The organism is Xanthomonas sp. WHRI 7065, from assembly GCF_040203115.2.
Lineage (GTDB): Bacteria > Pseudomonadota > Gammaproteobacteria > Xanthomonadales > Xanthomonadaceae > Xanthomonas > Xanthomonas arboricola.
On the sequence record NZ_CP168194.1, the window covers coordinates 4,241,177 to 4,267,249 of the forward strand.

General features: G+C 65.7%; 26 protein-coding genes. 5 read left to right on the plus strand and 21 right to left on the minus strand.

Annotated features, from left to right (window positions below):
- Positions 1-43: 43 nt before the first annotated feature.
- Entirely contained in the window at positions 44-1,387 is a 1,344-nt protein-coding gene (locus ABQY64_RS17565) for a sigma-54 dependent transcriptional regulator (protein WP_349780390.1), read from the plus strand.
- A gap of 8 nt (positions 1,388-1,395) precedes the next feature.
- The gene (locus tag ABQY64_RS17570) at positions 1,396-2,748 is read left to right on the plus strand and encodes a PAS domain-containing sensor histidine kinase (protein ID WP_016901004.1); all 1,353 of its coding nucleotides are present in this window, start codon (positions 1,396-1,398) and stop codon (positions 2,746-2,748) included.
- Here ABQY64_RS17570 and ABQY64_RS17575 read toward each other — a convergent pair.
- The gene (locus ABQY64_RS17575) at positions 2,745-3,716 is read right to left on the minus strand and encodes a NosD domain-containing protein (RefSeq protein ID WP_349780391.1); all 972 of its coding nucleotides are present in this window, start codon (positions 3,714-3,716) and stop codon (positions 2,745-2,747) included. The genes ABQY64_RS17570 and ABQY64_RS17575 overlap by 4 nt on opposite strands.
- Positions 3,717-3,825: 109 nt before the next feature.
- A complete protein-coding gene (gene glmU / locus ABQY64_RS17580) occupies positions 3,826-5,190 on the minus strand; it encodes a bifunctional UDP-N-acetylglucosamine diphosphorylase/glucosamine-1-phosphate N-acetyltransferase GlmU (protein ID WP_349780392.1) in 1,365 nt (454 codons plus the stop codon).
- A 145-nt stretch (positions 5,191-5,335) separates the two neighbouring features.
- Here glmU and ABQY64_RS17585 point away from each other — a divergent pair, with 145 nt between their 5' ends.
- On the plus strand, positions 5,336-5,719 hold the full coding sequence (locus ABQY64_RS17585; RefSeq protein WP_349780393.1) for a GtrA family protein: 384 nt from the start codon (positions 5,336-5,338) through the stop codon (positions 5,717-5,719).
- Between the two features lie 42 nt (positions 5,720-5,761).
- Here the strand turns inward: ABQY64_RS17585 and ABQY64_RS17590 are convergent, their stop codons facing one another.
- The 10 genes from ABQY64_RS17590 to ABQY64_RS17635 form a co-directional block, all read right to left on the minus strand.
- Positions 5,762-6,331, minus strand: coding sequence for a chorismate mutase (locus ABQY64_RS17590; protein ID WP_349780394.1), 570 nt, complete (start codon positions 6,329-6,331; stop codon positions 5,762-5,764).
- Positions 6,332-6,566: 235 nt separating this feature from the next.
- Positions 6,567-6,989 carry a F0F1 ATP synthase subunit epsilon gene (locus ABQY64_RS17595; RefSeq protein WP_024938404.1) on the minus strand — a complete coding sequence of 141 codons (423 nt, stop codon included), beginning with the start codon at positions 6,987-6,989 and terminating at the stop codon, positions 6,567-6,569.
- A 143-nt stretch (positions 6,990-7,132) separates the two neighbouring features.
- A complete protein-coding gene (gene atpD / locus ABQY64_RS17600; RefSeq protein WP_016901010.1) occupies positions 7,133-8,539 on the minus strand; it encodes a F0F1 ATP synthase subunit beta in 1,407 nt (468 codons plus the stop codon).
- 144 nt (positions 8,540-8,683) lie between these two features.
- A complete protein-coding gene (atpG, locus tag ABQY64_RS17605) occupies positions 8,684-9,547 on the minus strand; it encodes a F0F1 ATP synthase subunit gamma (RefSeq protein ID WP_065032896.1) in 864 nt (287 codons plus the stop codon).
- A gap of 186 nt (positions 9,548-9,733) precedes the next feature.
- Complete coding sequence (gene atpA, locus ABQY64_RS17610; RefSeq protein WP_349780395.1) at positions 9,734-11,281, minus strand: F0F1 ATP synthase subunit alpha; 1,548 nt, start codon at positions 11,279-11,281, stop codon at positions 9,734-9,736.
- A 47-nt stretch (positions 11,282-11,328) separates the two neighbouring features.
- Positions 11,329-11,856 (minus strand): F0F1 ATP synthase subunit delta, encoded by a 528-nt coding sequence (locus ABQY64_RS17615; RefSeq protein WP_016901013.1) that lies wholly within the window; start codon positions 11,854-11,856, stop codon positions 11,329-11,331.
- 3 nt (positions 11,857-11,859) lie between these two features.
- Positions 11,860-12,330, minus strand: coding sequence for a F0F1 ATP synthase subunit B (locus ABQY64_RS17620; RefSeq protein WP_016901014.1), 471 nt, complete (start codon positions 12,328-12,330; stop codon positions 11,860-11,862).
- A gap of 113 nt (positions 12,331-12,443) precedes the next feature.
- Positions 12,444-12,746: a F0F1 ATP synthase subunit C gene (atpE, locus tag ABQY64_RS17625; RefSeq protein ID WP_002814105.1), complete on the minus strand. Its 303-nt coding sequence runs from the start codon at positions 12,744-12,746 to the stop codon at positions 12,444-12,446.
- A gap of 73 nt (positions 12,747-12,819) precedes the next feature.
- Positions 12,820-13,620 carry a F0F1 ATP synthase subunit A gene (atpB, locus tag ABQY64_RS17630; RefSeq protein ID WP_016901015.1) on the minus strand — a complete coding sequence of 267 codons (801 nt, stop codon included), beginning with the start codon at positions 13,618-13,620 and terminating at the stop codon, positions 12,820-12,822.
- A gap of 25 nt (positions 13,621-13,645) precedes the next feature.
- Positions 13,646-14,011 carry a hypothetical protein gene (locus ABQY64_RS17635; RefSeq protein ID WP_016901016.1) on the minus strand — a complete coding sequence of 122 codons (366 nt, stop codon included), beginning with the start codon at positions 14,009-14,011 and terminating at the stop codon, positions 13,646-13,648.
- A gap of 530 nt (positions 14,012-14,541) precedes the next feature.
- Between ABQY64_RS17635 and ABQY64_RS17640 the strand changes: the two genes are divergently transcribed.
- Entirely contained in the window at positions 14,542-15,354 is an 813-nt protein-coding gene (locus tag ABQY64_RS17640) for a hypothetical protein (RefSeq protein WP_026064024.1), read from the plus strand.
- A 433-nt stretch (positions 15,355-15,787) separates the two neighbouring features.
- On the opposite strand, the gene lpdA is transcribed toward ABQY64_RS17640, so the two are convergent.
- The 5 genes from lpdA to ABQY64_RS17665 all read right to left on the minus strand — a co-directional run bounded on the left by lpdA (position 15,788) and on the right by ABQY64_RS17665 (position 21,708).
- Positions 15,788-17,620 carry a dihydrolipoyl dehydrogenase gene (gene lpdA, locus ABQY64_RS17645; protein WP_349780396.1) on the minus strand — a complete coding sequence of 611 codons (1,833 nt, stop codon included), beginning with the start codon at positions 17,618-17,620 and terminating at the stop codon, positions 15,788-15,790.
- A 16-nt stretch (positions 17,621-17,636) separates the two neighbouring features.
- Positions 17,637-18,284 carry a hypothetical protein gene (locus tag ABQY64_RS17650; protein WP_047127372.1) on the minus strand — a complete coding sequence of 216 codons (648 nt, stop codon included), beginning with the start codon at positions 18,282-18,284 and terminating at the stop codon, positions 17,637-17,639.
- Positions 18,281-20,059 (minus strand): dihydrolipoyllysine-residue acetyltransferase, encoded by a 1,779-nt coding sequence (locus ABQY64_RS17655; RefSeq protein WP_349780397.1) that lies wholly within the window; start codon positions 20,057-20,059, stop codon positions 18,281-18,283. The genes ABQY64_RS17650 and ABQY64_RS17655 overlap by 4 nt, the downstream gene beginning before the upstream one ends.
- Before the next feature lie 128 nt (positions 20,060-20,187).
- On the minus strand, positions 20,188-20,946 hold the full coding sequence (locus ABQY64_RS17660) for a DUF2884 family protein (RefSeq protein ID WP_349780398.1): 759 nt from the start codon (positions 20,944-20,946) through the stop codon (positions 20,188-20,190).
- A gap of 234 nt (positions 20,947-21,180) precedes the next feature.
- Positions 21,181-21,708 (minus strand): DNA-deoxyinosine glycosylase, encoded by a 528-nt coding sequence (locus tag ABQY64_RS17665; protein WP_374151370.1) that lies wholly within the window; start codon positions 21,706-21,708, stop codon positions 21,181-21,183.
- 175 nt (positions 21,709-21,883) lie between these two features.
- Between ABQY64_RS17665 and ABQY64_RS17670 the strand changes: the two genes are divergently transcribed.
- Positions 21,884-22,555: an OmpW family protein gene (locus tag ABQY64_RS17670; protein WP_016901022.1), complete on the plus strand. Its 672-nt coding sequence runs from the start codon at positions 21,884-21,886 to the stop codon at positions 22,553-22,555.
- A gap of 86 nt (positions 22,556-22,641) precedes the next feature.
- Here ABQY64_RS17670 and ABQY64_RS17675 read toward each other — a convergent pair whose 3' ends face one another.
- From ABQY64_RS17675 to ABQY64_RS17690, 4 genes are all read right to left on the minus strand, one after another.
- The gene (locus ABQY64_RS17675; RefSeq protein WP_024940264.1) at positions 22,642-23,199 is read right to left on the minus strand and encodes a DUF1453 family protein; all 558 of its coding nucleotides are present in this window, start codon (positions 23,197-23,199) and stop codon (positions 22,642-22,644) included.
- Between the two features lie 163 nt (positions 23,200-23,362).
- Positions 23,363-24,166, minus strand: coding sequence for a MetQ/NlpA family ABC transporter substrate-binding protein (locus ABQY64_RS17680; protein WP_024940265.1), 804 nt, complete (start codon positions 24,164-24,166; stop codon positions 23,363-23,365).
- Between the two features lie 137 nt (positions 24,167-24,303).
- The gene (locus ABQY64_RS17685) at positions 24,304-24,996 is read right to left on the minus strand and encodes a methionine ABC transporter permease (protein ID WP_024940266.1); all 693 of its coding nucleotides are present in this window, start codon (positions 24,994-24,996) and stop codon (positions 24,304-24,306) included.
- Entirely contained in the window at positions 24,993-26,000 is a 1,008-nt protein-coding gene (locus tag ABQY64_RS17690; RefSeq protein ID WP_024940267.1) for a methionine ABC transporter ATP-binding protein, read from the minus strand. Before ABQY64_RS17690 ends, ABQY64_RS17685 begins: the two co-directional genes overlap by 4 nt.
- Positions 26,001-26,073 lie beyond the last annotated feature (73 nt).

Genomic DNA, 26,073 nt, shown 5'->3' on the forward strand with positions numbered 1-26,073 from the left:
TTCTGATAGCCCTTCCCTCCCGCGCCTTTCACCGAGCACCGCGATGCCGCAGATCCTGATCATCGACGACAACACCGCTGTGGCCACTGCGCTGGAGGTGCTGTTCTCGCTGCACGATATCGAGGCGCGGCATGCGCACTCGCCGCAGGCCGGGTTGGCGCTGCTGGACGAGCAGGGATTTGATCTGGTGATCCAGGACATGAACTTCACCGCCGACACCACCTCCGGCGAGGAAGGCGAAGCGCTGTTCACCCAGATCCGTCAGCGCCACCCGGACCTGCCGGTGATCCTGCTCACTGCCTGGACCCACCTGGGCAGCGCGGTGGGCCTGGTCAAGGCCGGTGCGGCCGACTACATCGCCAAGCCCTGGGACGACACCAAGCTGCTGACCACGGTCAACAACCTGCTGGAGCTGTCCGAAGCGCGCCGCGAGCTGGAACGTCGGCGCGAGCGCGAGCGGCGCGGTCGCGAGCAGCTGACCCAACGTTACGACCTGCGCGGCGCGGTGTTCGCCGACCCCGCCAGCGAACGCGCAATCGCGCTCGCCTGCCAGGTCGCACGCTCGGATCTGCCGGTACTGATCACCGGCCCCAACGGCAGCGGCAAGGAGAAGATCGCCGAGATCATCCAGGCCAACTCTCCCGCCAAACACGGCCCCTTCATTGCGCTCAATTGCGGCGCATTGCCGGGCGAACTGATCGAAGCCGAGCTGTTCGGCGCCGAAGCCGGCGCGTATACCGGCGCCAACAAGGCGCGCGAAGGCAAGTTCGAAGCCGCCGATGGCGGCACGCTGTTTCTGGACGAAATCGGCAACCTGCCGCTGGCCGGGCAGATGAAGCTGCTGCGCGTGCTGGAAACCGGCCGTTACGAGCGGCTGGGCTCCAACCGCGAACGCCACACCAAGGTGCGCGTGATCAGCGCCACCAATGCCGACCTGCAGGCGATGATCCGCGATGGCAGCTTCCGCGAAGACCTGTATTACCGCCTCAACACGGTGGAAATCGCGCTGCCCGCCCTGGCCGAACGCCCCGGCGATATCGGGCCATTGGCCGAGCACTTCCTGGCCGGCGAAAAACCCTTGTCCACGCAGGCGCGCGATGCCCTGCAGCGGCACGCCTGGCCCGGCAACGTGCGCGAGCTGCGCAATGTGCTGCAACGCGCGTCGCTGCTTGCGCAAGGCGTGCGCATCGAAGCCGGCGATCTGAACCTACCGCGCGCAGCCGCGTCGCGCCCGGCCGCGCCGGCAACGGGCGAGCCGGATCGCGCCCGTATCGAGCAGGCACTGGCGCGCGCGCAGGGCGTCATCGCCCAGGCCGCTGCCGAGCTGGGGCTGAGCCGGCAGGCGCTGTACCGGCGCATGGACCGCTACGGCATCACTTCGGAATGATTCCCGACATGTGGCAACGTTCCTTCACGTTCTCGCTGTTCTTGCGGCTGTTGCCGGTGCTGGCGCTGGCCGCCGCGCTGCCCTGGTTCATGGCGTACTGGATGGACCGTGGCTGGCAAGTGGCTGCGGTGTCGGTGGTGGTGCTGCTGTCGGCCATGTGGTTCAGCCTCAGCCGCGCCACTGCGCCGATGCGCTCGCTGTTCCGTGCCCTGGCCGGCACCACCAGCAGCTACCGCGATGGCGAATACAACTTCGGCGTGTACTGGCGCGGCAACGACGAGCTGGCGCAGCTGGTGCAGGCGCATGCGGAACTGGGCGAGGTGTTGCGCGCGCAACGGCGCAACCTGGTGCAGCGCGAACTGATGCTCGACACCATGCTGCAGAACACCCCGGTGGCGATGCTGCTGGTGGTGGCCGGTGGCGATGGCGTGCGCCGCATCGGTTTTTCCAACAACGCCGCACGCAAGTTGCTGCACGATGGGCGCAAGCTCGAAGGCCAGCACCTGGACGACGTACTCGCGCGCATGCCCGGCGAACTGCGCGATGCGCTGGCCCGCGGCGGCGATTGCCTGTTTGCGGTCCGCGAGGACGGCGATGACGAAGACGACGAGCAGATCTATCACCTGTCACGCCGCAGTTTCCATCTCAACGGACGCGGTCACGAGCTGCTGCTGATCCGCACCCTGACCACCGAACTGCGGCGCCAGGAAGTGCAGACCTGGAAGAAGGTCATCCGCGTGATCAGCCATGAATTGAACAACTCGCTCGCACCGATCGCATCGCTGGCACATTCCGGCGCCGAGTTGCTGCGCCGCGAACGCACCGACCGGCTCGGCACGGTGTTCGAGACCATCGAAGAACGCGCACGTCATCTGGAAGGCTTCATCCGCGGCTACGCCCGCTTTGCCAAGTTGCCGCAGCCGCAGTTGCAGACCATCGAATGGGCACCATTCCTGGAGCGTTTGCGGCAGCAGATTCCGTTTCAGCTGCAGGGCGCACTGAGCGATGTCTCCAGCCGCATCGATGCCGCGCAGATCGAGCAGGCGCTGCTCAACCTGCTCAAGAACGCGCACGAAGCCTGCAGCGAAGCGCAGCCGCCCAACAGCGATGTCGCCGTGCGCGTCACGCGCGTGCCGCAATGGCTACGGATCGAAGTGCTGGACCGCGGCAACGGCATGAACGAGGCCGTGCTGCATAACGCACTGATGCCGTTCTACTCGACCAAGCGCAATGGCACAGGGCTCGGGCTTGCGCTCACCCGCGAGATCGCTGAAGCGCACGGCGGGCGCATCTCGCTGCATAACCGCGAACACGGCGGGTTGTGCGTCACCTTGCTGCTGCCGGCGGCGGCGGCCGGCTAGTTGCCGCGCACCGTTCCGCGTTCTTCAATCCGCGCTTGTTTCAACGCACCGCAGGCATCGTCGGCACCACTGGTGCGGGTGGCGGCGATCGTGCCGTAATAGCCGGTTCCAACGGTGTTGTCGACGAACTGCCCGCCTTGCGACGGACACTCGCCATCGGGCTTGATCCAGTCCGAAAACGCCGCGTACTTGCCGGCCCGGACGAAACGGTTGGCCGCCACGTAGGTGTTGTCGGAGGCATCGCGGGTACGCACGGCATCGCCGTTGACGTCGGTGAAGGTATTGCCTTCGATGCGGTTGCCGGAGGAGTGGCGCGCCAGGTAGATCGCGTGCACGAAACCCGAGGTCCGGGTGTCGTTTTCGATCGATACGAAGCGATTGTGTTCGATGCGGTTGTCGCGCGAGTTCTGCAGGCGGATCGCCGCGAACGAATAGGCGGCCTCACTGCTGCTGCCATGGACACCACCGATCCGTTCGAAGGTCATGTTGCGGATGATGTTGCCGCTGTTGCCGTCCGCGCTGCGCTTGCTGCTGCCCAGGTCCATCGCCATCCAGTAATTGCTGACCTTCAACCCGGTGAAGGTCAGCCGGGTGGCAGCATCGCTGCCGCCCTTCAGCGTGAACCAGGTCGCGCCACCGCGCCCGTCGAACCACGGTGGCGCGGCTGCGTCGGACGCGGCGATAAAGCGAATGGGCGCCCCGTTGGTGAATGTCCATTGCACCGACTGCCGCAGATATGTGCCGGCGGCGATCACCACGTCCACCGCGCCGCTGGGCCGTTGCTCCAGCAGCCGCTGCTGGGCGGCCGCCAGACTCCGCAACGCGGTCGTCGCGCTGGTGCCTGCCGCCGCATCGTTGCCGTCCGGCGCCAGATACAGCCGGTAGGTCTGCGCATGGGCCGCAGCTGGCAGCACTGCCGCCAATAGCAGCAGCCATGTCACCAGCAACGCGCAACGTGGCGTTCGCATCGTGTACCTCCTGAGCCATCGTGACGGGCATAGCCTATGCATGGCATCGCTTTACAGCAGCTGTGCGCGCCGCAGCGACGTGCAGCCAGGCCGCACGCCTGCAGGCACGCTACTTCTTGGTCGGGCGCTCCCAGCCCTCGACCACGGTCTGACGCGCACGCGTGACGCTGAGCTGCCCGGCAGGCGCATCGCGGGTGATCACCGAGCCCGCGCCGATGGTGGCCATGGCACCGATCTCGATCGGTGCCACCAGTGCGCTGTTGGAACCGACAAAGGCGCCATCGCCGATGCTGGTCTGCGACTTGTTCACCCCATCGTAGTTGCAGGTGATGGTGCCGGCGCCGATGTTGACCTTGCTGCCGATCACCGCATCGCCCAGATAGGTCAGATGATTGGCCTTGCTGCCCACACCCATCGTGACCTTCTTGGTCTCGACGAAGTTGCCGATATGCACGCCATCGGCCAGCACGGTGCCGGGACGCAGCCGCGCGAATGGACCGATCTGCACCGCCCCTTCGGTCACCACGCCTTCCAGATCGCAATGTGCGCGCACCTGCGTGCCGGCGCCGAGCGTCACATCGCGCAAGCGCACGAACGGACCGATCACCACACCATCGCCCAGCGTCACATCACCTTCCAGGATCACGTCGATATCCAGCTGCACGTCGCTGCCCACGGTCACCGTGCCGCGCTGCTCCACGCGCGCCGGGTCGGCCATGCGCACGCCCTGCAGGCAGAGCGCACGGGCGGCACGCAGCTGCCAGGCGCGTTCCAGCTGCGCCAGCTGCCAGGGGTCGTTGGCGCCTTCCACATCCTGCGCGTCGGCCACATGCACCATGTCGGCCGGGGTGAAATCGGCGGCGGCGCTGGCAAACACGTCGGTGAGATAGAACTCGCCCTGCGCATTCTCGTTGGACAGACCGGCCAGCCAACGGCGCAGCGCCGTGGACTCGGCAGTGAGGATGCCGGTGTTGATGGTGCGGATGCGGCGCTGCTCGTCGTTGGCATCCTTCTGCTCGACGATCGCGGCCACCTTGCCCTCGGCATCGCGTAGGATGCGGCCGTAGCCGGAGGGATTGGGCACATCGGCCACCAGCACCGCCATGCGCCCGGGTGCGTGCAGCAGCTGCAGCAGGTCCTGCGACTGGATCAGCGGCACATCGCCGTACAGCACCAGCACCGTGGCCGCATCCGGAATCGCATCCATCGCCTGCTGCACCGCATGCCCGGTACCCAGTTGCTGCCGTTGCTCGGCCCAGTGCAGATCGCCCTGCGCAGCAAACGCCGCCTGCACCTGCTCGCCGCCGTGCCCGTGCACCACATGGATCGCTGCCGGCTGCAGCTGCCGCGCCGTGGCGATCACATGTGCCAGCATCGGCTGGCCCGCCAGCGGCTGCAGCACCTTGGGCAGGGACGAGCGCATGCGCTTGCCCTCGCCCGCAGCCAGGATCACGACGTACAAGGGCAGAGTCATCGAAGCGTTCCAGAACATGGGAGAACCAAATTCTAGTCGCTGTCCCGGCAGTGCGTCGTGTCCTGCCTGCAGCACGCGCGACGATGACACTTTTCAAGCGCCGCTGCGGTTAGCATGGTCACCCTTCCACGATGACCCGGCCCGTATGAGTCTGTTCCGCCAAGGCAGCCAATTCATGATCATTGGTGCCCTGCAGCTAGCGGTGGACTGCGGCATCTTCATCGTCGCCACCGCAGCCGGCATGCCTGCCGTGCCGGCCAATCTGCTCGGGCGGATCAGTGGCGCGGTGCTGGGCTTCTGGCTCAATGGCCGCTACACCTTTGCCCAGGGAGGCGGCGCACGTCTGGGCTGGCTGCGTTTTCGCCGCTTTGCGCTGATGTGGCTGGCACTCACGCTCATCAGCACCTGGCTATTGTCGGCAACGGTGGATCTGGTCGGCCTGCGTCTGGCCTGGCTGGCCAAACCGCTGGTGGAGGGCGGGCTGGCGATCGTGTCGTTTTTCCTGGGCCGGCACGTGGTGTATCGCTGAGCGAGCGTCCCTGAGCCCGGGCAGTGTCGGACCCGGCCCGTATCAGTGGCAGAAATCGCCCAGGCTGCGTACCAGCGCCGCGCGATGCAGCGCGTCCAGCTGCCATTGCGCGGCGTAATGGGCGGCGGCACGCGCGGTGCTGGTCGCGCATTGCGGCGCTGCACGTGCCGGCGCGACCTCGGCCAGTGCGTCGAGCAATTCGCCTTGCAGTTGATCCAGACGCGTGCGCAGGCTCGCCAGATCCGGACGCGCCGTGTCCGGCGCGCGTCCGCGTTCGCGCCAGTGGTTCAACAATGCGTATTGCACCGCCTTGTTGGCCTCGATCTGCGCGGCGAAGAAACGCGCCGCATCGTCGGCATCCAGCCCATGCGCAGGCGCCTGCTCGCGCACGCTCTGCAGCACCGCCGCCTCGCGGGCCTGGTCCAGCACCGGCTTGCCGCTGTCCCACTTGCTCAGCGCCACCGCATCGCCGATGGCATTGCGTTGCATAATGCGATCCAGCAGCGGATCCAGCGGCGGCTGGCTGCGTGCAGGCAGCGCGCACCCCAGCATCGCCACAGCCAGCAGGCCGCTCAGCGCATAACTACGAAAGCCATCGATCGTGCGGGTCATCGGGTGTTCCTCGACGTGCGTGAGTGAGGGGCCGCGCCACGCTGCAACCGGCGGCACAGCGCAAGGCAGGCAGTGTGCCTGCTGTGCCCAGGCATGGGGGCGGCGCCACGCACGCGCAGCTCCAGAAACGAAAAAGCCGACCCTGGGGTCGGCGTTTTTCACTCCACACCTGCGTGCGGCGGTGCATCGGGTATCACGTGTGTGTGCGCTAGCAAATGCGCGCACGCAAACGTGCTTAGTGCTTGAGGTTGCGACGCAGGCGTTCCAGTGCCTGCAGCTGCACGGTCGCCTCGGCCAGCCGACGCTGCGCATCGGCCACATCCACCGTGTCGCCACGGTTGGCCAGCAGACGCTCGGCCTCTTCCTTGACCTTGCGCACGGCGGCTTCGTCGATGTCCTGCGCGCGCACCGCGGTGTCGACCAGCACGGTCACCACCTGCGGCTGTACTTCCAGGATGCCGCCGGAAATGGCGAAGTCCAGCTGTTCGCCGCTGGCGGTGGTGACCACCACCTTGCCCGGCTTCAGGCGCGTGATCAGCGGTGCGTGCTTGGGCGCGATGCCCAGCTCACCCAACTCGCCGGTGGCCACGACCAGCGTCGCCTCACCGTGGAAGATTTCCTTCTCGGCGCTGACGATGTCGCAACGGATAGTGCTCATGGTGCCTCGCGTTGTGAGGCGGGGATTGGGGATTGGGGATTCGGGATTGGCGACCGCAGCTTTCACTGTGGCCACTCACCTCGTCTCCGCACCCCGCTCACCGCCGTACCAAATCCCGAATCCCGAATGCCAAATCCCGGCTCTTACGCCTTGGCGCTCATCTTGTTGGCTTTCTCGACGGCTTCTTCGATGCTGCCGACCATGTAGAACGCCTGCTCCGGCAGGTGGTCGTACTCGCCGTCGCAGATCGCCTTGAAGCCGCGGATGGTGTCCTTCAGCGAGACGTACTTGCCCGGCGAGCCGGTGAACACTTCGGCCACGTGGAACGGCTGGCTGAAGAAGCGCTCGATCTTGCGTGCGCGCGACACCGACTGCTTGTCTTCTTCGCTCAGCTCGTCCATGCCCAGGATCGCGATGATGTCCTTCAGTTCCTTGTACTTCTGCAAGGTCTGCTGGACGCGCTGGGCGGTGTCGTAATGCTCGGTGCCGATCACCAGCGGGTCCATCTGGCGGCTGGTGGAATCCAGCGGATCCACCGCCGGGTAGATACCCAGCGAAGCGATGTTACGGCTCAGCGTGACGGTGGAGTCCAGGTGGGCGAAGGTGGTCGCCGGCGACGGGTCGGTCAGGTCGTCCGCAGGCACGTACACGGCCTGGATCGAGGTGATCGAACCGCTCTTGGTCGAGGTGATGCGTTCCTGCAACACGCCCATTTCCTCGGCCAGGGTCGGCTGGTAGCCCACTGCCGACGGCATGCGGCCGAGCAGCGCGGACACTTCGGTACCGGCCAGCGTGTAGCGGTAGATGTTGTCCACGAACAACAGCACGTCCTTGCCCTTGCCGTTCTCGTCCTTCTCGTCGCGGAAGTACTCGGCCATGGTCAGGCCGGTCAGCGCGACGCGCAGACGGTTGCCCGGCGGCTCGTTCATCTGGCCGTACACCATCGCGACCTTGTCCAGCACGTTGGAGTCTTTCATCTCGTGGTAGAAGTCGTTGCCCTCACGGGTACGCTCGCCCACGCCGGCAAACACGGACAGACCCGAGTGCGCCTTGGCGATGTTGTTGATCAGCTCCATCATGTTGACGGTCTTGCCGACGCCGGCGCCGCCGAACAGGCCGACCTTGCCGCCCTTGGCGAACGGGCACATCAGGTCGATGACCTTGATGCCGGTTTCCAGCAGCTCGGTGCTGGAGGACTGGTCTTCATACGACGGCGCAGCGCGATGGATTTCCCAATGGTCCGACGCCTGCACGTCGCCGGCCTCGTCGATCGGACGACCCAGCACGTCCATGATGCGGCCCAGCGTCCCGGCACCGACTGGCACCGAAATCGCGCGCTCGGTGTTGGTGGCCAGCAGGTTGCGCTTCAGGCCGTCGGTGGAGCCGAGCGCAATCGTGCGCACCACGCCATCGCCGAGCTGCTGCTGCACTTCCAGGGTGATTTCGGTGCCTTCGACCTTCAACGCGTGATAGACCTTCGGCACTTCATTGCGCTGGAATTCGACGTCGACGACCGCGCCGATGATCTGAACGATCTTGCCCTGACTCATTTTGCTGCTCCGGTTAGCTTTGTTCTGTCCGAGTGGCAAATGCCATCTCGTGGAATTTTGTGATTTGGGATTCGTGATTGGGGATTCGCAAAGGCACAGTTCGCTGCGCTCCTACCAATCCCGAATCCCCAATCCCGGCCGTGCTTATACCGCGGCCGCGCCGCTGACGATTTCCGAAATTTCCTGGGTGATCGCCGCCTGACGCGCCTTGTTGTAGACCAGTTGCAAGGTGCCGATCATCTTGTTGGCGTTGTCGCTGGCGGCCTTCATCGCCACCATGCGCGCAGCATGCTCGGAGGCCACGTTTTCCAGCACGGCCTGATACACCAGCGACTCGATGTAACGCGTCATCACGTGCTCCAGCACGGTCGCGGCATCGGGTTCGTACAGGTAATCCCAATCGTGGTGCGCCACCTTGTGCTCGGCAGCCGGCAGCGGCAGCAGCTGATCGAAGCTGGCCTTCTGCGTCATCGTGTTCACGAAGCGGTTGTAGACCAGATACACGCGGTCCACCTTGCCCTCGACGAAGGCATCCAGCATCACCTTGATCACACCGATCAACTGCTCGATCTGCGGACTGTCGCCCAGATGGGTGACGCTGCCGACCATGTTGACCTTGATGCGACGGAAGAACGCCGAAGCCTTCTGGCCGATGGTCACCACGTCGATCTCGGCGCCCTTGTCCTGCCACGGACGCACTTCGCCCAGCATCTTGCGGAACAGGTTGTTGTTCAGACCGCCGGCCAGGCCGCGGTCGGAGGAGATCACGATGTAACCGACCCGCTTGACCTGCTCGCGCTCGACCAGGAACGGATGCTGGTAATCGGTGCTGGCCTGCGCCAGATGCCCGATCACCTGCTTCATCGCCTGCGCGTACGGACGCGAGGTCTTCATACGGTCCTGCGCCTTGCGGATCTTGGAGGCCGAGACCATTTCGAGCGCGCGCGTCACCTTGCGGGTGTTCTGCACGCTCTTGATCTTGGTTTTGATTTCGCGTCCGCCTGCCATACTCGCTCGCTTCGATGGTGGGATTCGAGATGGGTGATTCGGGATTGGCCAAAGCCGCCGACGTCACCTCACCCACAAACCCCGAGTACCTGAATCTGGAGATCCGAAGTGGTGATCCTGGGCGTTCAAGCCCTCAGATCACCGCTCCTACGAATCCCGAATGCCCAATCCCGACTCCCGGCGCTGTTACCAGCTGCCCGTGGTCTTGAACTCTTCGATGCCCTTCTTGAAGGCAGCTTCGATGTCGTTGTCCCAGCCGCCGGTGCTGTTGATCTTGGAGACCAGCTCACCCTGGGTGTTGGCGAAGTGCGCGTGCAGGCCTTCTTCGAACGCCAGCAGCTTGTTGACCGGCACTTCGTCGAGGTAGCCCTCGTTGACGGCATAGATCGACAGCGCCTGGTTGGCGATGGACATCGGCGCGTACTGCTTCTGCTTCATCAGCTCGGTGACGCGCTGACCGCGCTCGAGCTGCTTGCGGGTGGCTTCGTCCAGGTCCGAGGCGAACTGCGCGAACGCCGCCAGCTCACGGTACTGCGCCAGCGAGATACGGATGCCGCCGGACAGCTTCTTGATGATCTTGGTCTGGGCCGCACCACCGACGCGCGACACCGAGATACCGGCGTTCACGGCCGGGCGGATGCCGGCGTTGAACAGGTCGGTTTCCAGGAAGATCTGGCCGTCGGTGATCGAGATCACGTTGGTCGGCACGAACGCGGACACGTCGCCGGCCTGCGTTTCGATGATCGGCAGCGCGGTCAGCGAACCGGTCTTGCCTATCACCGCACCGTTGGTGAACTTCTCCACGTACTCCTCGGACACGCGCGCAGCGCGCTCGAGCAGGCGGGAGTGCAGATAGAACACGTCGCCCGGATAGGCTTCGCGACCCGGCGGGCGCTTGAGCAGCAGCGAGATCTGGCGGTAGGCCACGGCCTGCTTGGACAGATCGTCGTACACGATCAGCGCGTCTTCGCCGCGGTCCATGAAGTACTCGCCCATGGTGCAGCCGGCATACGGGCTGATGTACTGCATCGCGGCCGATTCGGACGCGGTCGCAGCCACCACCACGGTGTGCGCCAGCGCGCCGTTCTCTTCGAGCTTGCGCACGATGTTGGCAACGGTCGAGGCCTTCTGGCCGATCGCCACGTACACGCACTTGATGCCGGTGCCCTTCTGGTTGATCACCGCATCGATCGCCAGCGCGGTCTTGCCGGTCTGACGGTCACCGATGACCAGCTCGCGCTGGCCGCGGCCGATCGGGATCATCGCATCGACCGACTTGTAGCCGGTCTGCACCGGCTGGTCGACCGACTTGCGCCAGATCACGCCGGGCGCAACGCGCTCCACCGGTGCGGTCTGGCTGGCGCCCAGCGGGCCCTTGCCGTCGATCGGCTCGCCCAGCGCGTTGACCACGCGACCGAGCAGTTCCGGACCGACCGGCACTTCCAGGATGCGGCCGGTGGTCTTGGCCACGTCGCCTTCGCGCAGGTTCTCGTAATCGCCCAGCACCACGGCGCCGACCGAATCGCGCTCCAGGTTCAGTGCGAGCGCGAAGGTGTTGTTCGGCAGTTCGATCATTTCGCCCTGCATCACGTCGGCCAGGCCGAAGATGCGCACGATGCCGTCGGACACGCTGGTCACGGAGCCTTCGTTGCGCGACTCTGCGGACAGCTTGACCGCCTCGATGCGGGTCTTGATCAGGTCGCTGATTTCGGAGGGGTTGAGCGTGGTTGCCATCGTTCAGTCCTAGGTGCCGGCCGCGAGGGCCATGCGTTTATGTGAATTCAGTGGGCGAGCGAGCTTTGCAGACGCGCAAGCTTGCCCTTCAGCGAGCCGTCGATGACCACGTCGCCGGTGTCGATCACCGCGCCGCCGATCAACGAAGCATCCACCGCGGTGGTGATGTCCACCTCGCGGCCGAAACGCTTCTTCAGCGCAGCAGCGATCGTGTCCAGTTCCGCCTGGCTCATTGCAGCCGCCGAGGTCACCGTCGCCTTGACGACGTGTTCGGCTTCGGCCCGCAGTTGTTCGTACAGTCCTGCCACTTCCGGCAGCAGCGACAGCCGCTGCGCGTCGGCCAGCAGACCGAGGAAACGCAGATAGTCTTCGCTCGCCTGCGGCGGCGCCAACAACGTCACTGCCTGATCCTGGCCCAGGGCCGGGTTGAGCAGCAGCGCGGCCACGCGCGGGTCGCCGGCCACCTGCGCCGAAAACGCCAGCGCATCGGACCAGGGCGCGAAGTTGCCGCCCTCACGCGCGATCGCAAACGCGGCGCGGCCGTACGGACGGGCAAGTGTGAGGGCCTGACTCATCGATTAAATCTCCGCCGCCAGCTCGTCGAGCAGCGCCTTGTGGGCGTTGGCATCGATTTCGCGCTTGAGCAGCTTCTCGGCACCGCTGACGGCCAGCACGGACACCTGCTTGCGCAGTTCCTCGCGGGCACGCGTGGCGGACGCGTCGATCTCGGTCTGCGCCAGATCCTTCTGACGGTTGGCTTCGGCAATTGCCTCGTGCTTGGCCGCTTCAATGATCTGGTTGGCGCGCGCATGGGCCTGATCGATGATCTCGTTGGCCTTGGTGCGTGCGTCCTTCAGTGCTTCGTTGACCTTTTCCTGCGCCTGCGCCAGATCCTTCTGACTGCGATCGGCCGCAGCCAGACCTTCAGCGATCTTTTGCTGACGCTCTTCGATCGCCTGCAGCAGCGGCGGCCAGATCTTGGTCGCGACGATCCAGATCAGACCGGCGAAGGCCAGCGCCTGGGCAAAGATGGTAAGGGTGATATCCATGGGTCGCTCAATCGCTGTTTAGGGGTGAAAGCGCCACCGCATGGCGACGCTTTCCGACCTTCATCCGCGGACGCAACCGCACGCGGTTGCCTCCACATCCTGCTACCGCTGGATCAGCCGGCAGCCTGCGACAGACGCTCGATGAACACCTGGGCCAGCGGGTTGGCGAAGGCGAACAGCAGGCCGACGGCGACGCTGATGATGAACGCGGCGTCGATCAGGCCGGCGGTGATGAACATGCGGACCTGCAGCACCGGGATCAGTTCCGGCTGGCGCGCAGCCGATTCCAGGAACTTGCCAGCCATGATGGCCAGACCGAGGCCGGCACCCAGCGCGGCCAGGCCGATCATGATGCCGACGGCGAGGACGGTGGAGCTCTGGACTTGAGCGAGGTTGGTCAGGACGGCGAGGTACATGGTGATCTCCGAACGAAAGTTTCTAAGGGTGATGGATGAATCGGGATGAAGCGTATGAAGGGTGCAGCGAAACTCAGTGACTGTCTTCGGCAAGGCTCAGATACACGATCGACAGCATCATGAAAATGAAGGCCTGCAGCGGAATCACCAACAGGTGGAACAGCATCCAGCCGAGGCCGAATACGCCGCCAGCGACCATGCCGGCGATGCCCGCACCGCCCAGCACCCAGATCAGCAGGAAGACGATCTCGCCGCCGAACATGTTGCCGAACAGTCGCATCGCCAGCGAAATCGGCTTGCTCAGCCACTCGACGATGTTCAAAAGCAGGTTGAACGGCATCATCCACTTGCCGAACGGCGCCGTCAGGAATTCCTTGGTCATGCCGCCCACGCCCTTGGAGCGCAGCGAGAAGACGATCATCAGGAAGAACACGCTGATCGACATGCCCAGGGTGGCATTGACGTCGGCGGTGGGCACCGGCTTCCAGGCATGGATGCCGGCCCAGCCCAGCGGGATGGCGATGAAATCGGCCGGGATCATCTTGATGAGGTTCATCAACAGGATCCAGAAGAAGATGGTGATCGCGATCGGCGTCACCAGCTTGCTGCTGCCGTGATAGGTGTCCTTGGCCTGGCGGTCGACGAACTCCAGGCAGATCTCGACAAACGCCTGCCACTTGCCCGGCACGCCGGCGGTGGCATTGCGGGTCGCCGTCCAGAACGCGAAGACCATCACCAGGCCCATCAACACCGCCATGACCAGGGTGTCGACGTGGATGGTCCAAAACGTGCCGCCACCCTCGCGAACCGGATAGATCAGGTTCTGCAAGTGATGCTGGATATAGGAGGTAGGTGTTGCTGCCTCGCCCGCCATGTGTCCGGAGCCCTTTAAGTTCGAATCAACGCCTGGCCAGAGCCAGAACCTGAAAAATCAGCCCGATGGCGATACCCGCCAGCAGGGCCAGAGGAGGCAGCCGCCACAGGCCGAAGCCAAGCGCCAGCGCCACGAAAACCAACACCCACTTCAACACCATTGCCAGAATCAGCCGGACCATGGCAATGCCGGCTGCCTGAATACCGCCACCTAGCGCGGTACGTGCTGCCACCCAACCGCCCAGCACCGTCGCAAATCCGGTCAATGCCAGACCGGCAGAGTAACGGGGACCGACCAACAGCAACCCCAGACTGGTTATAGCTACAGCGGCAAGCGGATATACCGCAGCGCGCAGCATCAACCGCCGACCCGCGTCAACGGAGTTCAGCACTACGGTTACCTTACGTGTGAATGAGTGGGAAGCGCAGATGCGCCTCGTCGAGCCGCGAAAGTATAGCAATGGGACAAATTGCGAGACAACCGGCAGAGGTCATCCGTTGCTGCGTCGCACCATACAGGGGTTGCCGCGGCGGGTGGGAACTTTGCCACAAACCGGCGGTCATAACCGGCGAGGCCTGCACATCCTCGTCGAAAGGTCCTGCCGCAGGTCGCGTATGGGAGCCCCAGAGCACCGGGGCTCCTGCTTTTTGCGCATTTTGTCGCACCCTGCGACCTTCCCATCGGCGGTCCAATCGGCTCCATCGTGCTGCGACAGCAGCCGTACCGCTTCGCCATTGGCGCCCGGATTGCGCGGCGTACGACTAAAGTCTGACGGCCCGTGGCAGCGGACCGTTTTGTCCGATTGCTATCTCGGCCTTCACAACAATGCGACAGCTCCTTCACTTATGGAAGACGCGGTCTTATCGAAGATGCGCCGCACAGGCCGAACCGCCTGACCATTCCAAGAATTCGGAGCTCCCCATGAAACACCTTCTCGCACTGGCCATCCCGTGCGTATTGGCTGCCGCCTACGCCGCGCCGGCGCACGCCGAAGATACCGATGACCGCTTCCAGCTCCGTCTAGGTGCGATGAACGTCGACAACGACAACACCATCCGTGGCAACACGCTGGTGGCGGGCAACAACGTGTCGGTCAACGAAGACTTCAAGCTCGGTGGCAAGGAATGGGAGCCGCGCGTCGATGGCGTGTTCCGCATCAGCACCCGCCAGCGCCTGATCTTCGATTACTTCAAGTACGACAAGGATCGCCGCGAGACCCTGACCCAGGACATCAGCGGCGGTGGCGTCACCGTGCCGACCGGCAGCTTCATCAAGGGCGAGCTGAAGTATCAGGTTGCCACCCTGGTGTATGACTACTCGGTCATCGACTCGCCGGAATTCAGCCTGGGCCTGCAGATCGGCGCCGAATACGCCAAGGTCGAAGCCAACGCATACGCCGACCTGGGTAGCGTCTTCAGTGGCGACGTGCTGGACGAAAGCGAAGACGGCGTTGCGCCGGTGGTCGGCATCCGCTTCACCGCCCGTCCGAGCGAGCATTGGCTGTTCAACGTGCAGGGCCAGTACCTCAACACCAGCTGGGGCGACTTCGGTGATTACGACGGCGACCTGAGCCGCGCCAACGCGATTGCCGAATACCGCTTCACCAAGAACTTCGGCATCTTCGCCGGCTACGACTGGTTCAAGCTCGACGTCGACCAGCGCGGCAGCGACGGCCTGATCGGCCTGAAGCAGGAGTTCAAGGGCCCGGTTGCAGGCGTGACGTTCGCGTTCTGATCGACGCGCAGCGTTGCACCAAAAGGCCCGCGTTTTGCGGGCCTTTTGTCTTTTTTGCGCGGTGCCGACAGCACCAGCGAGTGCACCGATATCGCCATGCGCGACCTGTTGCGTCAGCGCACCCGGCATCTGCGCCTTGAAGGCCGGATCAGCATGGCAATGCCGCACCAGCATCCACACCGTCACGCCCGCCTGGGCCGCACGGCAGGTCATTGTGCCCGGCGACGATGCGCCGGACCCTCGTCCTGTTGCGCAGCTGCAACGCGCCATGGGACCACAGCGCAGAGCATCAACACTGCGAGCAATGCATTCCGTGGCGCATGCAATGCCCCGGTGGGAACGGCCGCACCCCGCAACCCCTCCCGGCAGCACACCGAAACGACAACGCCCCGCGCGGGGCGGGGCGTTGTCGCTAGCAAGTGCTGACGTGCGCTTACTTCTTCTTCGGGATGTACAGGTCGGTGATGGTGCCGTCGTAGACCTCGGCGGCCATACCGACCGATTCGCTCAGGGTCGGATGCGCGTGGATGGTGTGGCCGATGTCTTCGGCCTCGGCGCCCATCTCGATCGCCAGGCCGATCTCGGCCAGCAGATCACCGGCATGCACGCCGACGATGGCGCCACCGATCACGCGGTGGGTTTCTTCGTCGAAGATCAGCTTGGTGAAGCCTTCGGTGCGGCCGATGCCGATCGCGCGGCCACTGGCGGCCCACGGGAACTTGGCCACGCCGACCTTCAGGCCCTTGGCCTTGGCCTCGGTCTCGGTCACGCCGACCCAGGCGATTTCCGGGTTGGTGTAGGCAACCGACGGAATCACCCGCGCCACCCATTCCTTCTTCTCGCCGGCAGCCACTTCGGCGGCCAGCTTGCCCTCGTGGGTGGCCTTGTGCGCCAGCATCGGGTTACCGACGATGTCGCCGATGGCGAAGATGTGCGGCACGTTGGTGCGCATCTGCCGATCGACCGGGATGAAGCCGCGCTCGGTGATGGTGACGCCCGCCTTGTCGGCACCAATCTTCTTGCCATTGGGCGTGCGGCCGACCGCCACCAGCACGCGGTCGTAGGCGGTGGCCTGCAGACCCGGCTTCTCGCCTTCGGTGGCCGCTTCGAACGACACCGTGATGCCGCCGGCGTCGGCCTTGACGTCGGTGGCCTTAGTCTTGAGATGGACCTCCACGCCCTGCTTCTTCAGGCGATCGGCCAGCGGCTTGACCAGGTCCTTGTCGGCGCCCGGCATCAGTTGGTCCATGAACTCGACCACGGTGACCTTGCTGCCGAGCGCGCTGTACACCGTGGCCATTTCCAGGCCGATGATGCCGCCGCCGACCACCAGCAGGGTCTTGGGAATGTCGTGCAGTTCCAGCGCGTCGGTGGAGTCCATCACGCGCTTGTCGTCCCACGGGAAGTTCGGCAGCTTCACCGCCTGCGAACCGGCGGCGATGATGCAGTGCTCGAAGCGCAGCAGCTGGGTCTTGCCGTCGTCGCCGACGATCTCCAGCTCGTTGGGCGACACGAACGACGCCACGCCGGTGACGGTGCGCACCTTGCGCTGCTTGGCCATGCTGGCCAGGCCGCCGGTGAGCTTGCCGACCACTTTTTCCTTGTACTCGCGCAGCTTGTCCAGGGTGATCTTGGGCTGGCCGAAGTCCACGCCGAAATCGCCGGCGTGCGCTACTTCGTCGATCACCGCGGCGGCATGCAGCAGCGCCTTGGACGGGATGCAGCCGACATTGAGGCAGACCCCGCCCAGGCTGGCGTAGCGCTCGATCAGCACCGTATCCAGGCCCAGGTCGGCGGCACGGAACGCGGCGGTGTAGCCGCCAGGGCCGGCGCCGAGCACCACCATCTTGCATTCGATATCGGCCGGCTTGCCGCTGGCCAGCGCCGGCTTGGACGGCGCCGGTTCGGCCGGAGCGCGATGCGACGGCGTTACCGGCGGCTTGCTGCCGGGCGCGGCGGCAGGCGCTGCAGCCGCCGGTGCGGGCTTGCTGTCGGCCTTGGCGGGCGCAGCCGGTGCGGCGGCCTCACCTTCGGCTTCCAGCAGCAGCACCAGCGCACCTTCGGACAGGCTGTCACCCACCTTGACCTTGAGCTCCTGGACCACACCGGCGGCCGAGGACGGCACTTCCAGCGTGGCCTTGTCCGACTCCAGCGTTACCAGGCCCTGATCCTTGACCACGCTGTCGCCGACGGCGACCAGCACTTCGATGACGGGGACATCGTTGTAATCGCCGATGTCGGGAACCTTGATTTCAATGACCGCCATTTGCTTCTCCTGTGGCTCAACCGGCCGTGCCGGCAAGCGTCTGCTGGAGTTCATCCAGCGACGATTCGATTTGGGTCCAGCGCTTGTCGCGCTTCTTTTCCTTGCCTTCGCTGGCTTCGATCAGCAACGCGGCCTGCTGCAGCAGCAACTCGCCGGCGCCGCAGCTCGGGCGGGTGCCGCTGTAACGCACGCCATCGACCTGGAACGACAGCACCTCGCCCTCGCTCACCGGCGCACTGCGACCGCTCGGCGCCAGTTGCGTCAGTGCGCCGGTCCAGTTGCTGACCAGGCGCCTTGCCAACGCTGCCGGAATCGGGATCTCGACCGTTTCCGGGGTTTGCTCGGTGCGGAACTGCACGCTGCCACGATCGCTCTGGCTGACCCAGCTGTAGACGCGCTCGTCGGCGCGGCTATGCCGCAAAGTCCAGTCGGCACCGTCCTTGCCCGGCACCAGCGATACGCCGCTTTCCACGCCACGGGTGGGCAGCGTGAGCAACGACAGGCTTGGCCTGGTGCCGGCGTCGAGCAGCGTGGTCACTGCGGTGCCGTAGTTGCCCACCGCCGGCGGCCAGCCGCGCCCGAGCGTGCTCTCGCACTCGCGTGCCGCCGCGGATGTCCACGGCAGCACGCCCAGCAGGGCGAAGGTCAGCAGCGCTGCTCTCACAGCAGGACGCGGCGCATGTCGGCCAGCACCTGGCTGAGGTAGGTGGTGAAGCGTGCGGCCAACGCGCCGTCGATGACGCGGTGGTCGTAGCTCAACGACAGCGGCAGCATCAGCTTGGGGGCGAACTCCTTGCCGTTCCACACCGGCTGCATCGCCGACTTGGACACGCCCAGGATCGCCACTTCCGGCGCATTGATGATCGGCGTGAACGCCGTACCACCGATGCCGCCCAGCGAGCTGATCGAGAAGCAGCCGCCGCTCATGTCGGCCGGGCCGAGCTTGCCGTCGCGCGCCTTCTTGGCCAGCTCGCCGCTTTCCTGCGCGATCTGCAGCACGCCCTTCTTGTCGACGTCGCGGATCACCGGCACGACCAGGCCGTTCGGGGTGTCGGCGGCGAAGCCGATGTTGATGTACTTCTTCAAGGTCAGGTTTTCGCCGGCCGCATCCAGCGAGGCGTTGAACTCGGGGAACTTCTTCAACGCCGCGGCGCTGGCCTTGACCAGGAAGGCGAGCATGGTCAGCTTGATGCCGGCCTTCTCGTTTTCCTTGTTCAATGCCACGCGCAGGGCTTCCAGGTCGGTGATGTCGGCCGATTCGAACTGGGTGACGTGCGGAATCATTGCCCAGTTGCGTGCCAGGTTGGCACCGGAAATCTTCTTGATGCGCGACAGCGGCTGGGTCTCGGTCTCGCCGAACTTGCTGAAGTCCACCTTCGGCCAGGCCAGCAGGTTCAGGCCGTTGCCGCCACCTGCCGGCGCAGCACCGGCTGCGGCAGGCGCGCCGCCGCTGAGTGCGGCCTTGACGAAGCGCTGCACGTCCTCACGGGTGATGCGGCCGCCCTTCTCGCTGCCCTTGAGCTGGTTCAGATCCACCCCGAGCTCGCGTGCGAACACGCGCACCACCGGGCTGGCGTAGGCCACCTTGGACGGCAGCACGCTGTCGGCGTCGAAGGTCACCGGCGGGCTGGACGGCTGCCCGGCCGACGGCTGGCCACCCTGCACAGGCTGCGCGGCCTCGCTGGACCGGGCGCCCTGCACCTGCGCGATCTCGCGCTGGGCCAGCTTGTCCGGCACCGCGGACACGGCGACCGGCTCGACCTTGCCGGCGGTTTCGGCGGTGTCAGTAGTGGGCTTGGCCGGGGACTGCGCCGCACCGGCGCCGCCATCGCTGGCAGCGATGATCGCCACCACATTGCCCTGCGAGAGCGTGTCGCCGACCTTGACCTTGAGTTCCTTGACCACACCGGCGGCCGAGGACGGCACTTCCATCGTGGCCTTGTCCGATTCCAGCGTGACCAGGCTCTGGTCCTTGGCGACAGTATCGCCGACGGCGACCAGCACCTCGATCACCGGGATGTCGGTGTAATCGCCGATATCGGGCACACGTGCCTCGACCAGGCCGCCGTCCGAGGACGCGGCAGGCGCAGCCGGCTCGGCCTTGGCGGAAGGCGCCGGCGCGGCAGCGGGCGCAGCCTTGGCCGGAGCGGCCGGAGCGGCGGCCGGTGCGGGTGCGGCGGCGGTTTCGGCGCCGGCATCGGCCACTTCGATCAGCGCGACCAGCGCGCCCTGTGACAGCGAATCGCCGACCTTGACCTTGATCTCCTTGACCACGCCGGCCACCGACGAGGGCACTTCCATCGTGGCCTTGTCCGATTCCAGCGTGACCAGGCTCTGGTCCTTGCTGACCGTATCGCCGACCGACACCAGCACCTCGATTACCGGGACATCGCTGTAGTCACCGATATCGGGGACAAGTGCTTCCTTGATTTCGGCCATACGGGGAACTCCGGCAACAGAATGGGGAAACCCCTATTGTGGCCGGCTGCGGGCCGCAGCGCCAACCATTGCCGTGGAAAAAGTCGCGCACCGGACGGGATGCAGCGTTCGCCGGCGCATGCGCCGGATCATTTCGACGCGCGTCGATCGACCCGCAACAGTTGCAGTGACTCGCCCGAGGGCAAACGATACGCCAGCGCATTGTCCAGGCCGTCGAGCGCCTCGACCCGCGTGCACAGTTGCTGCGCGCGTGGCCGCAACGCCCGCGCCTGCGGCTCGATCAGGCGCTCGATGCGCGTTTCCACCCCTTCCAGCGACCGCAGCTGCAGATCGTTTCCGGTCAGTGCCGACTGCACCGCACCGGCGACGACATCGCCGATCAACTGCGGCAGCAGCTCGGCCACCATCGCGCCGATGTCGTCATCGATATCGATCGAGGTGAGCTGGCTCTTGCCGAAACTCTGCTTCAGGCGGGTGTCGATCTTTTCGCGCACGGCCGCCAGCTGCACGCGTATGGCCTCGGGGCTGCGGCTGAAGCCGGCCGCCACCTCGCCCAGCGCGGTAACGGCGATATCGGCCGCTTCGCGCCCAACCTCCTGCGCCAGCGGCACCACGTCGCGGGTCTGCCGCTCGAACTGGATCAACCGCGCGCGATCGTCGGCGCTCACCGCGACCCAGCGGTCGTCGACGAACAAGGCGCCCTGACGCATCACCAGCCGCTGCGGCGTGCCCGACGCGCGGATCAGGATCAGGCTGCGCGGGTTGAGCGTGAGGTCGTAGTCGCTGCTGACGTTGCAGTGCAGATCGTCCGCGCTGGCAGCCGGCACGGCGACCAGCAGGCCCAGCAGCAGGCCCGCTGCCATCGGTAGTGCGTGCTTGATCGCCATCTGGTCGCTTCCGTTGATGTGTTGGCTGCAGCATGCCTGCACGGGAGCGGCACTTGCCCGTGCCGGACGCTGGCATGACTTCCGGCCGGTGGCTGCGCGCTGACCAACACGGCCGGCGCCGCGGTGGTGACAGGTGTCGGCCAACCCGCCACGACGCAGGCACATGGCTCGCACGGCGCCATCCGCTCGCTGATGTCTTGGACCGTGGATTGGTTGCGCGGCGATCCGACGTCATTAATCCAGCGCGTCGCGCAGCGGCTGCCAGGCCGCGCACAGCCGTGGCAGCGACCATGCTGCATTGGCCGGGCTGGTGGACGGCAAGGCCCATACCGGCACCGTGTGCAGGGCGACCGGCAGCAGCGGCTGCACATGGCGGCGCCATGCCTGCGCGGCGGCCGCACCGTTGCAGGCGACCGCGCGCAGCTGCGGCAGCGTCGCCAGCCGCGCCGCCAGCGGATTGACCACGATGCTGCTGGCGACGATGGCGGTGTCCAGGCTGCCGCGCCGCTCGCATTGGCCGATCACATCCCACAGGCCGACCTTGCAATCGGCCAGTGCCTGCAGGCGCGCCGGATACGCCAACCCGGCATCGATGCCCAGCAGTTCCTGCATCAGCGGCCAGAAACGGTTGCGCGGATGGGCGTAATACATCGCCGCGTGCAACGAGGCGTTGCCCGGCATCGAGCCGAGCACCAGGACACGGCAATCGTTAGGAATGTGCGCTGGAAGGCCCTGCAACAGGTCGGTTTTCGTCACGGTGATCGCATCTGCGTGAATGTCTTTTTCAGCTTGCCTGTTGCAGCCACGGCCTTCTCCGGAAACTTGCTGAACAAACGAAATTTTAGCGAGCCACGGGTGGGCGTGGATTCAGATTTTCAGGAATAGCTTTGGCGCGGCCCACTCCACGGGCCTAACAAGAACACTGAGGAGACCCCCAATGCGTGCCATTTCCATCCTGAGCCTGGCTGCCGTATCCGCACTTGCGTTTGCGCCGTCGGCATTTGCACAAGACACCACCTACACCGGCGACACCTCCTCGGCTTCCACCAGCGCCGATAGCGCTTCCGGAAAGCATTGGGCAGTGGTCGGCGGTGTTGCTCTGATCAAGCCGAAGAACGATCCGGCTCCCGGCCTGGACGTCGATGGCGGCCCGGCACCGACGCTGAGCGCCAGCTACTACATCAACGACAACTGGGCCGTTGAGCTGTGGGGCGCCGCCGACAAGTTCAACCACCGTGTCAACGCCGATGGCGTGGGCAAGATCGGTACCGTCGAACAGCAGCCGATCGCCATCAGCGGCCAGTACCACTTCGGCCAGGCCGATAACGTGTTCCGTCCGTTCGTGGGCGTGGGCTACTACGAGTCGAACTTCAGCAACGAGAAGATCGACGCGGCGTCGGCAACCGGCCAGCACGTGGGCCTGGACACCGCCAAGGGCGTCATCGGCACCGTCGGCGTGGACATGAACATCAACTCCACCTGGTTCGCACGTGCCGACGCCCGCTACATGCGTTCGCGTCCGGAACTGCGCGTGGGCGGCCAGGGCACCGGCAGCGAGCTGGAACTGGATCCGTGGACCGTCGGCTTCGGCGTCGGCGCGCGCTTCTAAGCACGCGGGAAAGCGACGTTTCAGTCGAACAAGAAACGGGCCGCAAGGCCCGTTTTTTTATGCTTTGAAATCGTGGCGCCGCCCGCTCAGCGCCAGTAGACGCTGCCGCGCAGGCGCGCGCTGCGCCAGCGCCACCACAGCAAGGTGGCATAGGCGAGCGCATAGCCGAGCAGTACGCCGGCCGCGCCCAACAGGCTGGCGTGACTGAGCCACCCTTCCGTGGGCCAGGCAGCACCCTGCCAGGTGCTGCGCCACCCCTGCACCATGCCGGCGATCACGCGTACCACCACCAGCGCGGTCAGGGCCAGCACCAGCCACAGGTTGGGCCGGTAGAACAGGCCCTGCTGGGTGCGCTCGAAGCGGGTCAGACGCAGTGCCAGCAGCCCCAGCGCCAGCCCGCAGGCCCAGCCGAAGGCGGCGTGGCTGATCGCGCCGGGCCAGAACGCGGCGGCGATCAACACGAAGATCACGAACAACACCGTGGAGAGGCCGGCCGAGACCAGATTGATCATCAACAGCCAGCCGCGTGCCTGCCGCCGCGCGGTGCCGACACGAAAGCGCTGCACCAGCGACAACGGCAACAACACCGCGAACACCGCCAGGGCGATGATCACGGCCAGCGGTATGGCGAGGAGAAGTGGCATCACATGCTCGGTGGCGGCGAAGAGTGGTTGGCAACCCGAAACGCGCGGACACCAGGTGAACGTGGACGGCGCGCAACAACCGGCTTGTTCGCGGGGTGCATGCCGATGCGGAGCATCGACCACACCCGCCTGGCAGTGAGCGCGGTCGGTTTGATCGCCGCTCTTAGAACGCCGGCAACACCGCGCCTTTGTACTTCTGCTCGATAAACGCCTTCACCTCCGGGCTGGTCAAGGCCTTGGCCAGCTTCTGCACGCGCGGGTCGTCCTTGTTGTCCGGGCGCGAGACCAGGAAGTTCACGTACGGCGAGTCCTTGCTCTCGATCGCCAGCGCGTCGCGGGTCGGATTGAGGCCGGCGTCGAGCGCGTAATTGGTATTGATCAGTGCCAGGTCGACCTGGTCGAGCACGCGCGGCAGCATCGCCGAATCGAGCTCGCGGAACTTCAGCTGCTTGGGGTTCTCGACGATGTCGCGCTGGCTGGACAGGGCATTGCTCGGGTCCTTGAGTTTGATCACGCCTGCCTTGTCGAGCAGGATCAGCGCGCGGCTGTTGTTGCTCGGGTCGTTGGGAATCACCACGTCGGCGCCGTTGGGCAGTTCGGCCAATGCCTTGAACCGGCGCGAATACGCACCGAACGGCTCGATATGCACGCCGACAACGGTCACCAGCTGGCTCTTGCGGTCACGGTTGTAGGCATCCAGATACGGCTCGGTCTGGAAGTAGTTGACGTCGATCTGCTTCTGCACGACCTGGTCGTTGGGCTGCACGTAGTCGTTGAACACGCGCACGTCCAGCTTGACGCCCTGCTTGGCCAGCAGCGGTTCGACCACCTCCAGGATCTCGGCATGCGGCACCGCGGTGGCGGCCACCGTCAGTGTGTCGCCGCCGCTGCTGCCACCGCTACCACCACAGGAGGCCAGGGCCAGCGTGGCCGCAGCCAGGAGGGAACGAAACGCGAATGTGCTCATGTGGGGGTCCGTGGGAGGAGGAATGCGGCACTGCCGCAAGCGCTAAACCTAGCAGACCGCGGGTGTGGCCGCGATCGGCAGGCCCGTGTTGCTTGCTGGGCCCCGCGCGCGCCGGCAACGCGCGATCCCGGTTGAGCTCAGCGCCGGCTGTAGCGCGCCACCAGCCAGTCGCCCAGCATCTGCAGCAGCTGCACCAGCACCAGCAGGGCGATCACGGTGATCAGCGCGACATCCGAATGCGAGCGCAGATAGCCCTCGCGGTACGCGACATCGCCCAGCCCGCCGGAGCCGATCGCACCACCCATCGCGGTGAAACCGATCAGCGCGATGGTGGTCACGGTGGCGCCGGCGATCAGGCCCGGGCGCGCTTCGGGCAGCAGCACGCGCAGCACCAGCTGGCGGGTGGTGGCGCCCATCGCCTGGCTGGCTTCGATGATCCCGCGGTCCACTTCGCGCAAGGCGGTTTCCACCAGCCGCGCATAGAACGGTGCGGCGCCGACCACCAGCGGCAGGATCGCGCCGCGCACGCCCAGCGAGGTGCCCATCAGCATCAGCGTGAGCGGAATCATCGCGATCATCAGGATGATGAAGGGCACCGAGCGCAGCAGGTTGATCAGTGCCGCGAGCACGCCGTACAGCACCGGGCGGCGGCGCAGCTGCGGGGCACCGCACAGGAACAGCGCAACGCCCAGCGGCAGGCCAATCAGCAGCGTCAGCGGCAACGCGCCGGCCAGCATCAGCAAGGTATCGAGCGTGGCCTGGCCGATGTCGCCCCACTTGGCGGCATCGAGATTGCGGAAAAACCCGCTTGTCGTGGCGATCAGAGTCATACGCGCAGATCCTCCACGTGCACGCCGGCGGCGACGAAGCCGGCGCGTGCCGCGTTATGGTCGCCGCCGGTCAGCGCGACGATGAGCTGGCCGTACGGGGTGTCCTTGATGCGGTCCACGCGCCCGGACAGGATGTTGTAGTCCACCCCGGTCTCGCGGGCGATGCGGCCCAGCACCGGTTCGTAGGTGCCGTTGCCCAGGAAGGTCAGCCGCACGATGCGCCCGCCCACCGCAGCGAAGTCGCGATGCAACTCGGCCTCGTCCACATGCTCGGCCTCGGACACGAAGCGCCGGGTGGTGGCGTGCTGCGGGTGCAGGAATACCTCAGTCACCGGGCCGGTTTCCACCAGCTTGCCGGCATCCAGCACCGCGACGCGGTCGCAGACCCGGCGGATCACGTCCATCTCGTGGGTGATCAGCACGATGGTCAGGCCCAGCTCGCGGTTGATCTGCGCCAGCAGCTGCAGCACCGAGGCGGTGGTCTGCGGGTCCAGCGCGCTGGTGGCCTCGTCGCACAGCAGTATCTGCGGCCGGGTGGCCAGCGCGCGCGCGATGCCCACGCGCTGCTTCTGCCCGCCGGACAGCTGCGCCGGGTACTTGCTGGCATGCTGCTCCAGCCCGACCCGTGCCAGCAGCTCGGCCACGCGCGCATCGACCTCGGCGCGCGGGGTGCCAGCCAGTTCCAGCGGAAACGCCACATTGCCGGCCACGCTGCGCGAGGACAGCAGATTGAAGTGCTGGAAGATCATCCCGACACGCCGGCGCAGTGCGCGCAGGCCCTGGCTGTCCAGCGCGGTGACGTCCTCGTCGCCGATCAGCAGCCGCCCGCCGCTGGGTTCTTCCAGCCGGTTGATCAGCCGGATCAGAGTCGACTTGCCGGCACCGGAATGGCCGATGATGCCGAACACCTCGCCGGGGCCGATCCGCAGATCGAGTGGATGCAGCGCCACGATCTGGCGACCGTCAACGGAATAAGACTTGTGCAGGCGCTGAAACTGGATCACCGCGCGTGGCCGATTGGGGGGCCGTGAAGCCTACCAGTCAATGTTTGCGGACGATATTCCAATGAGTTCTAAG

Bases quoted from the DNA above. Each gene is read 5' to 3' on its own strand.
- ABQY64_RS17565 (WP_349780390.1), top strand. From the start codon at position 44: ATGCCGCAGATCCTGATCATCGACGACAACACCGCTGTGGCCACTGCG.
- ABQY64_RS17570 (WP_016901004.1), top strand. From the start codon at position 1,396: ATGTGGCAACGTTCCTTCACGTTCTCGCTGTTCTTGCGGCTGTTGCCG.
- ABQY64_RS17575 (WP_349780391.1), bottom strand. From the start codon at position 3,716: ATGCGAACGCCACGTTGCGCGTTGCTGGTGACATGGCTGCTGCTATTG.
- glmU (WP_349780392.1), bottom strand. From the start codon at position 5,190: ATGACTCTGCCCTTGTACGTCGTGATCCTGGCTGCGGGCGAGGGCAAG.
- ABQY64_RS17585 (WP_349780393.1), top strand. From the start codon at position 5,336: ATGAGTCTGTTCCGCCAAGGCAGCCAATTCATGATCATTGGTGCCCTG.
- ABQY64_RS17590 (WP_349780394.1), bottom strand. From the start codon at position 6,331: ATGACCCGCACGATCGATGGCTTTCGTAGTTATGCGCTGAGCGGCCTG.
- ABQY64_RS17595 (WP_024938404.1), bottom strand. From the start codon at position 6,989: ATGAGCACTATCCGTTGCGACATCGTCAGCGCCGAGAAGGAAATCTTC.
- atpD (WP_016901010.1), bottom strand. From the start codon at position 8,539: ATGAGTCAGGGCAAGATCGTTCAGATCATCGGCGCGGTCGTCGACGTC.
- atpG (WP_065032896.1), bottom strand. From the start codon at position 9,547: ATGGCAGGCGGACGCGAAATCAAAACCAAGATCAAGAGCGTGCAGAAC.
- atpA (WP_349780395.1), bottom strand. From the start codon at position 11,281: ATGGCAACCACGCTCAACCCCTCCGAAATCAGCGACCTGATCAAGACC.
- ABQY64_RS17615 (WP_016901013.1), bottom strand. From the start codon at position 11,856: ATGAGTCAGGCCCTCACACTTGCCCGTCCGTACGGCCGCGCCGCGTTT.
- ABQY64_RS17620 (WP_016901014.1), bottom strand. From the start codon at position 12,330: ATGGATATCACCCTTACCATCTTTGCCCAGGCGCTGGCCTTCGCCGGT.
- atpE (WP_002814105.1), bottom strand. From the start codon at position 12,746: ATGTACCTCGCCGTCCTGACCAACCTCGCTCAAGTCCAGAGCTCCACC.
- atpB (WP_016901015.1), bottom strand. From the start codon at position 13,620: ATGGCGGGCGAGGCAGCAACACCTACCTCCTATATCCAGCATCACTTG.
- ABQY64_RS17640 (WP_026064024.1), top strand. From the start codon at position 14,542: ATGAAACACCTTCTCGCACTGGCCATCCCGTGCGTATTGGCTGCCGCC.
- lpdA (WP_349780396.1), bottom strand. From the start codon at position 17,620: ATGGCGGTCATTGAAATCAAGGTTCCCGACATCGGCGATTACAACGAT.
- ABQY64_RS17655 (WP_349780397.1), bottom strand. From the start codon at position 20,059: ATGGCCGAAATCAAGGAAGCACTTGTCCCCGATATCGGTGACTACAGC.
- ABQY64_RS17660 (WP_349780398.1), bottom strand. From the start codon at position 20,946: ATGGCGATCAAGCACGCACTACCGATGGCAGCGGGCCTGCTGCTGGGC.
- ABQY64_RS17670 (WP_016901022.1), top strand. From the start codon at position 21,884: ATGCGTGCCATTTCCATCCTGAGCCTGGCTGCCGTATCCGCACTTGCG.
- ABQY64_RS17675 (WP_024940264.1), bottom strand. From the start codon at position 23,199: ATGCCACTTCTCCTCGCCATACCGCTGGCCGTGATCATCGCCCTGGCG.
- ABQY64_RS17680 (WP_024940265.1), bottom strand. From the start codon at position 24,166: ATGAGCACATTCGCGTTTCGTTCCCTCCTGGCTGCGGCCACGCTGGCC.
- ABQY64_RS17685 (WP_024940266.1), bottom strand. From the start codon at position 24,996: ATGACTCTGATCGCCACGACAAGCGGGTTTTTCCGCAATCTCGATGCC.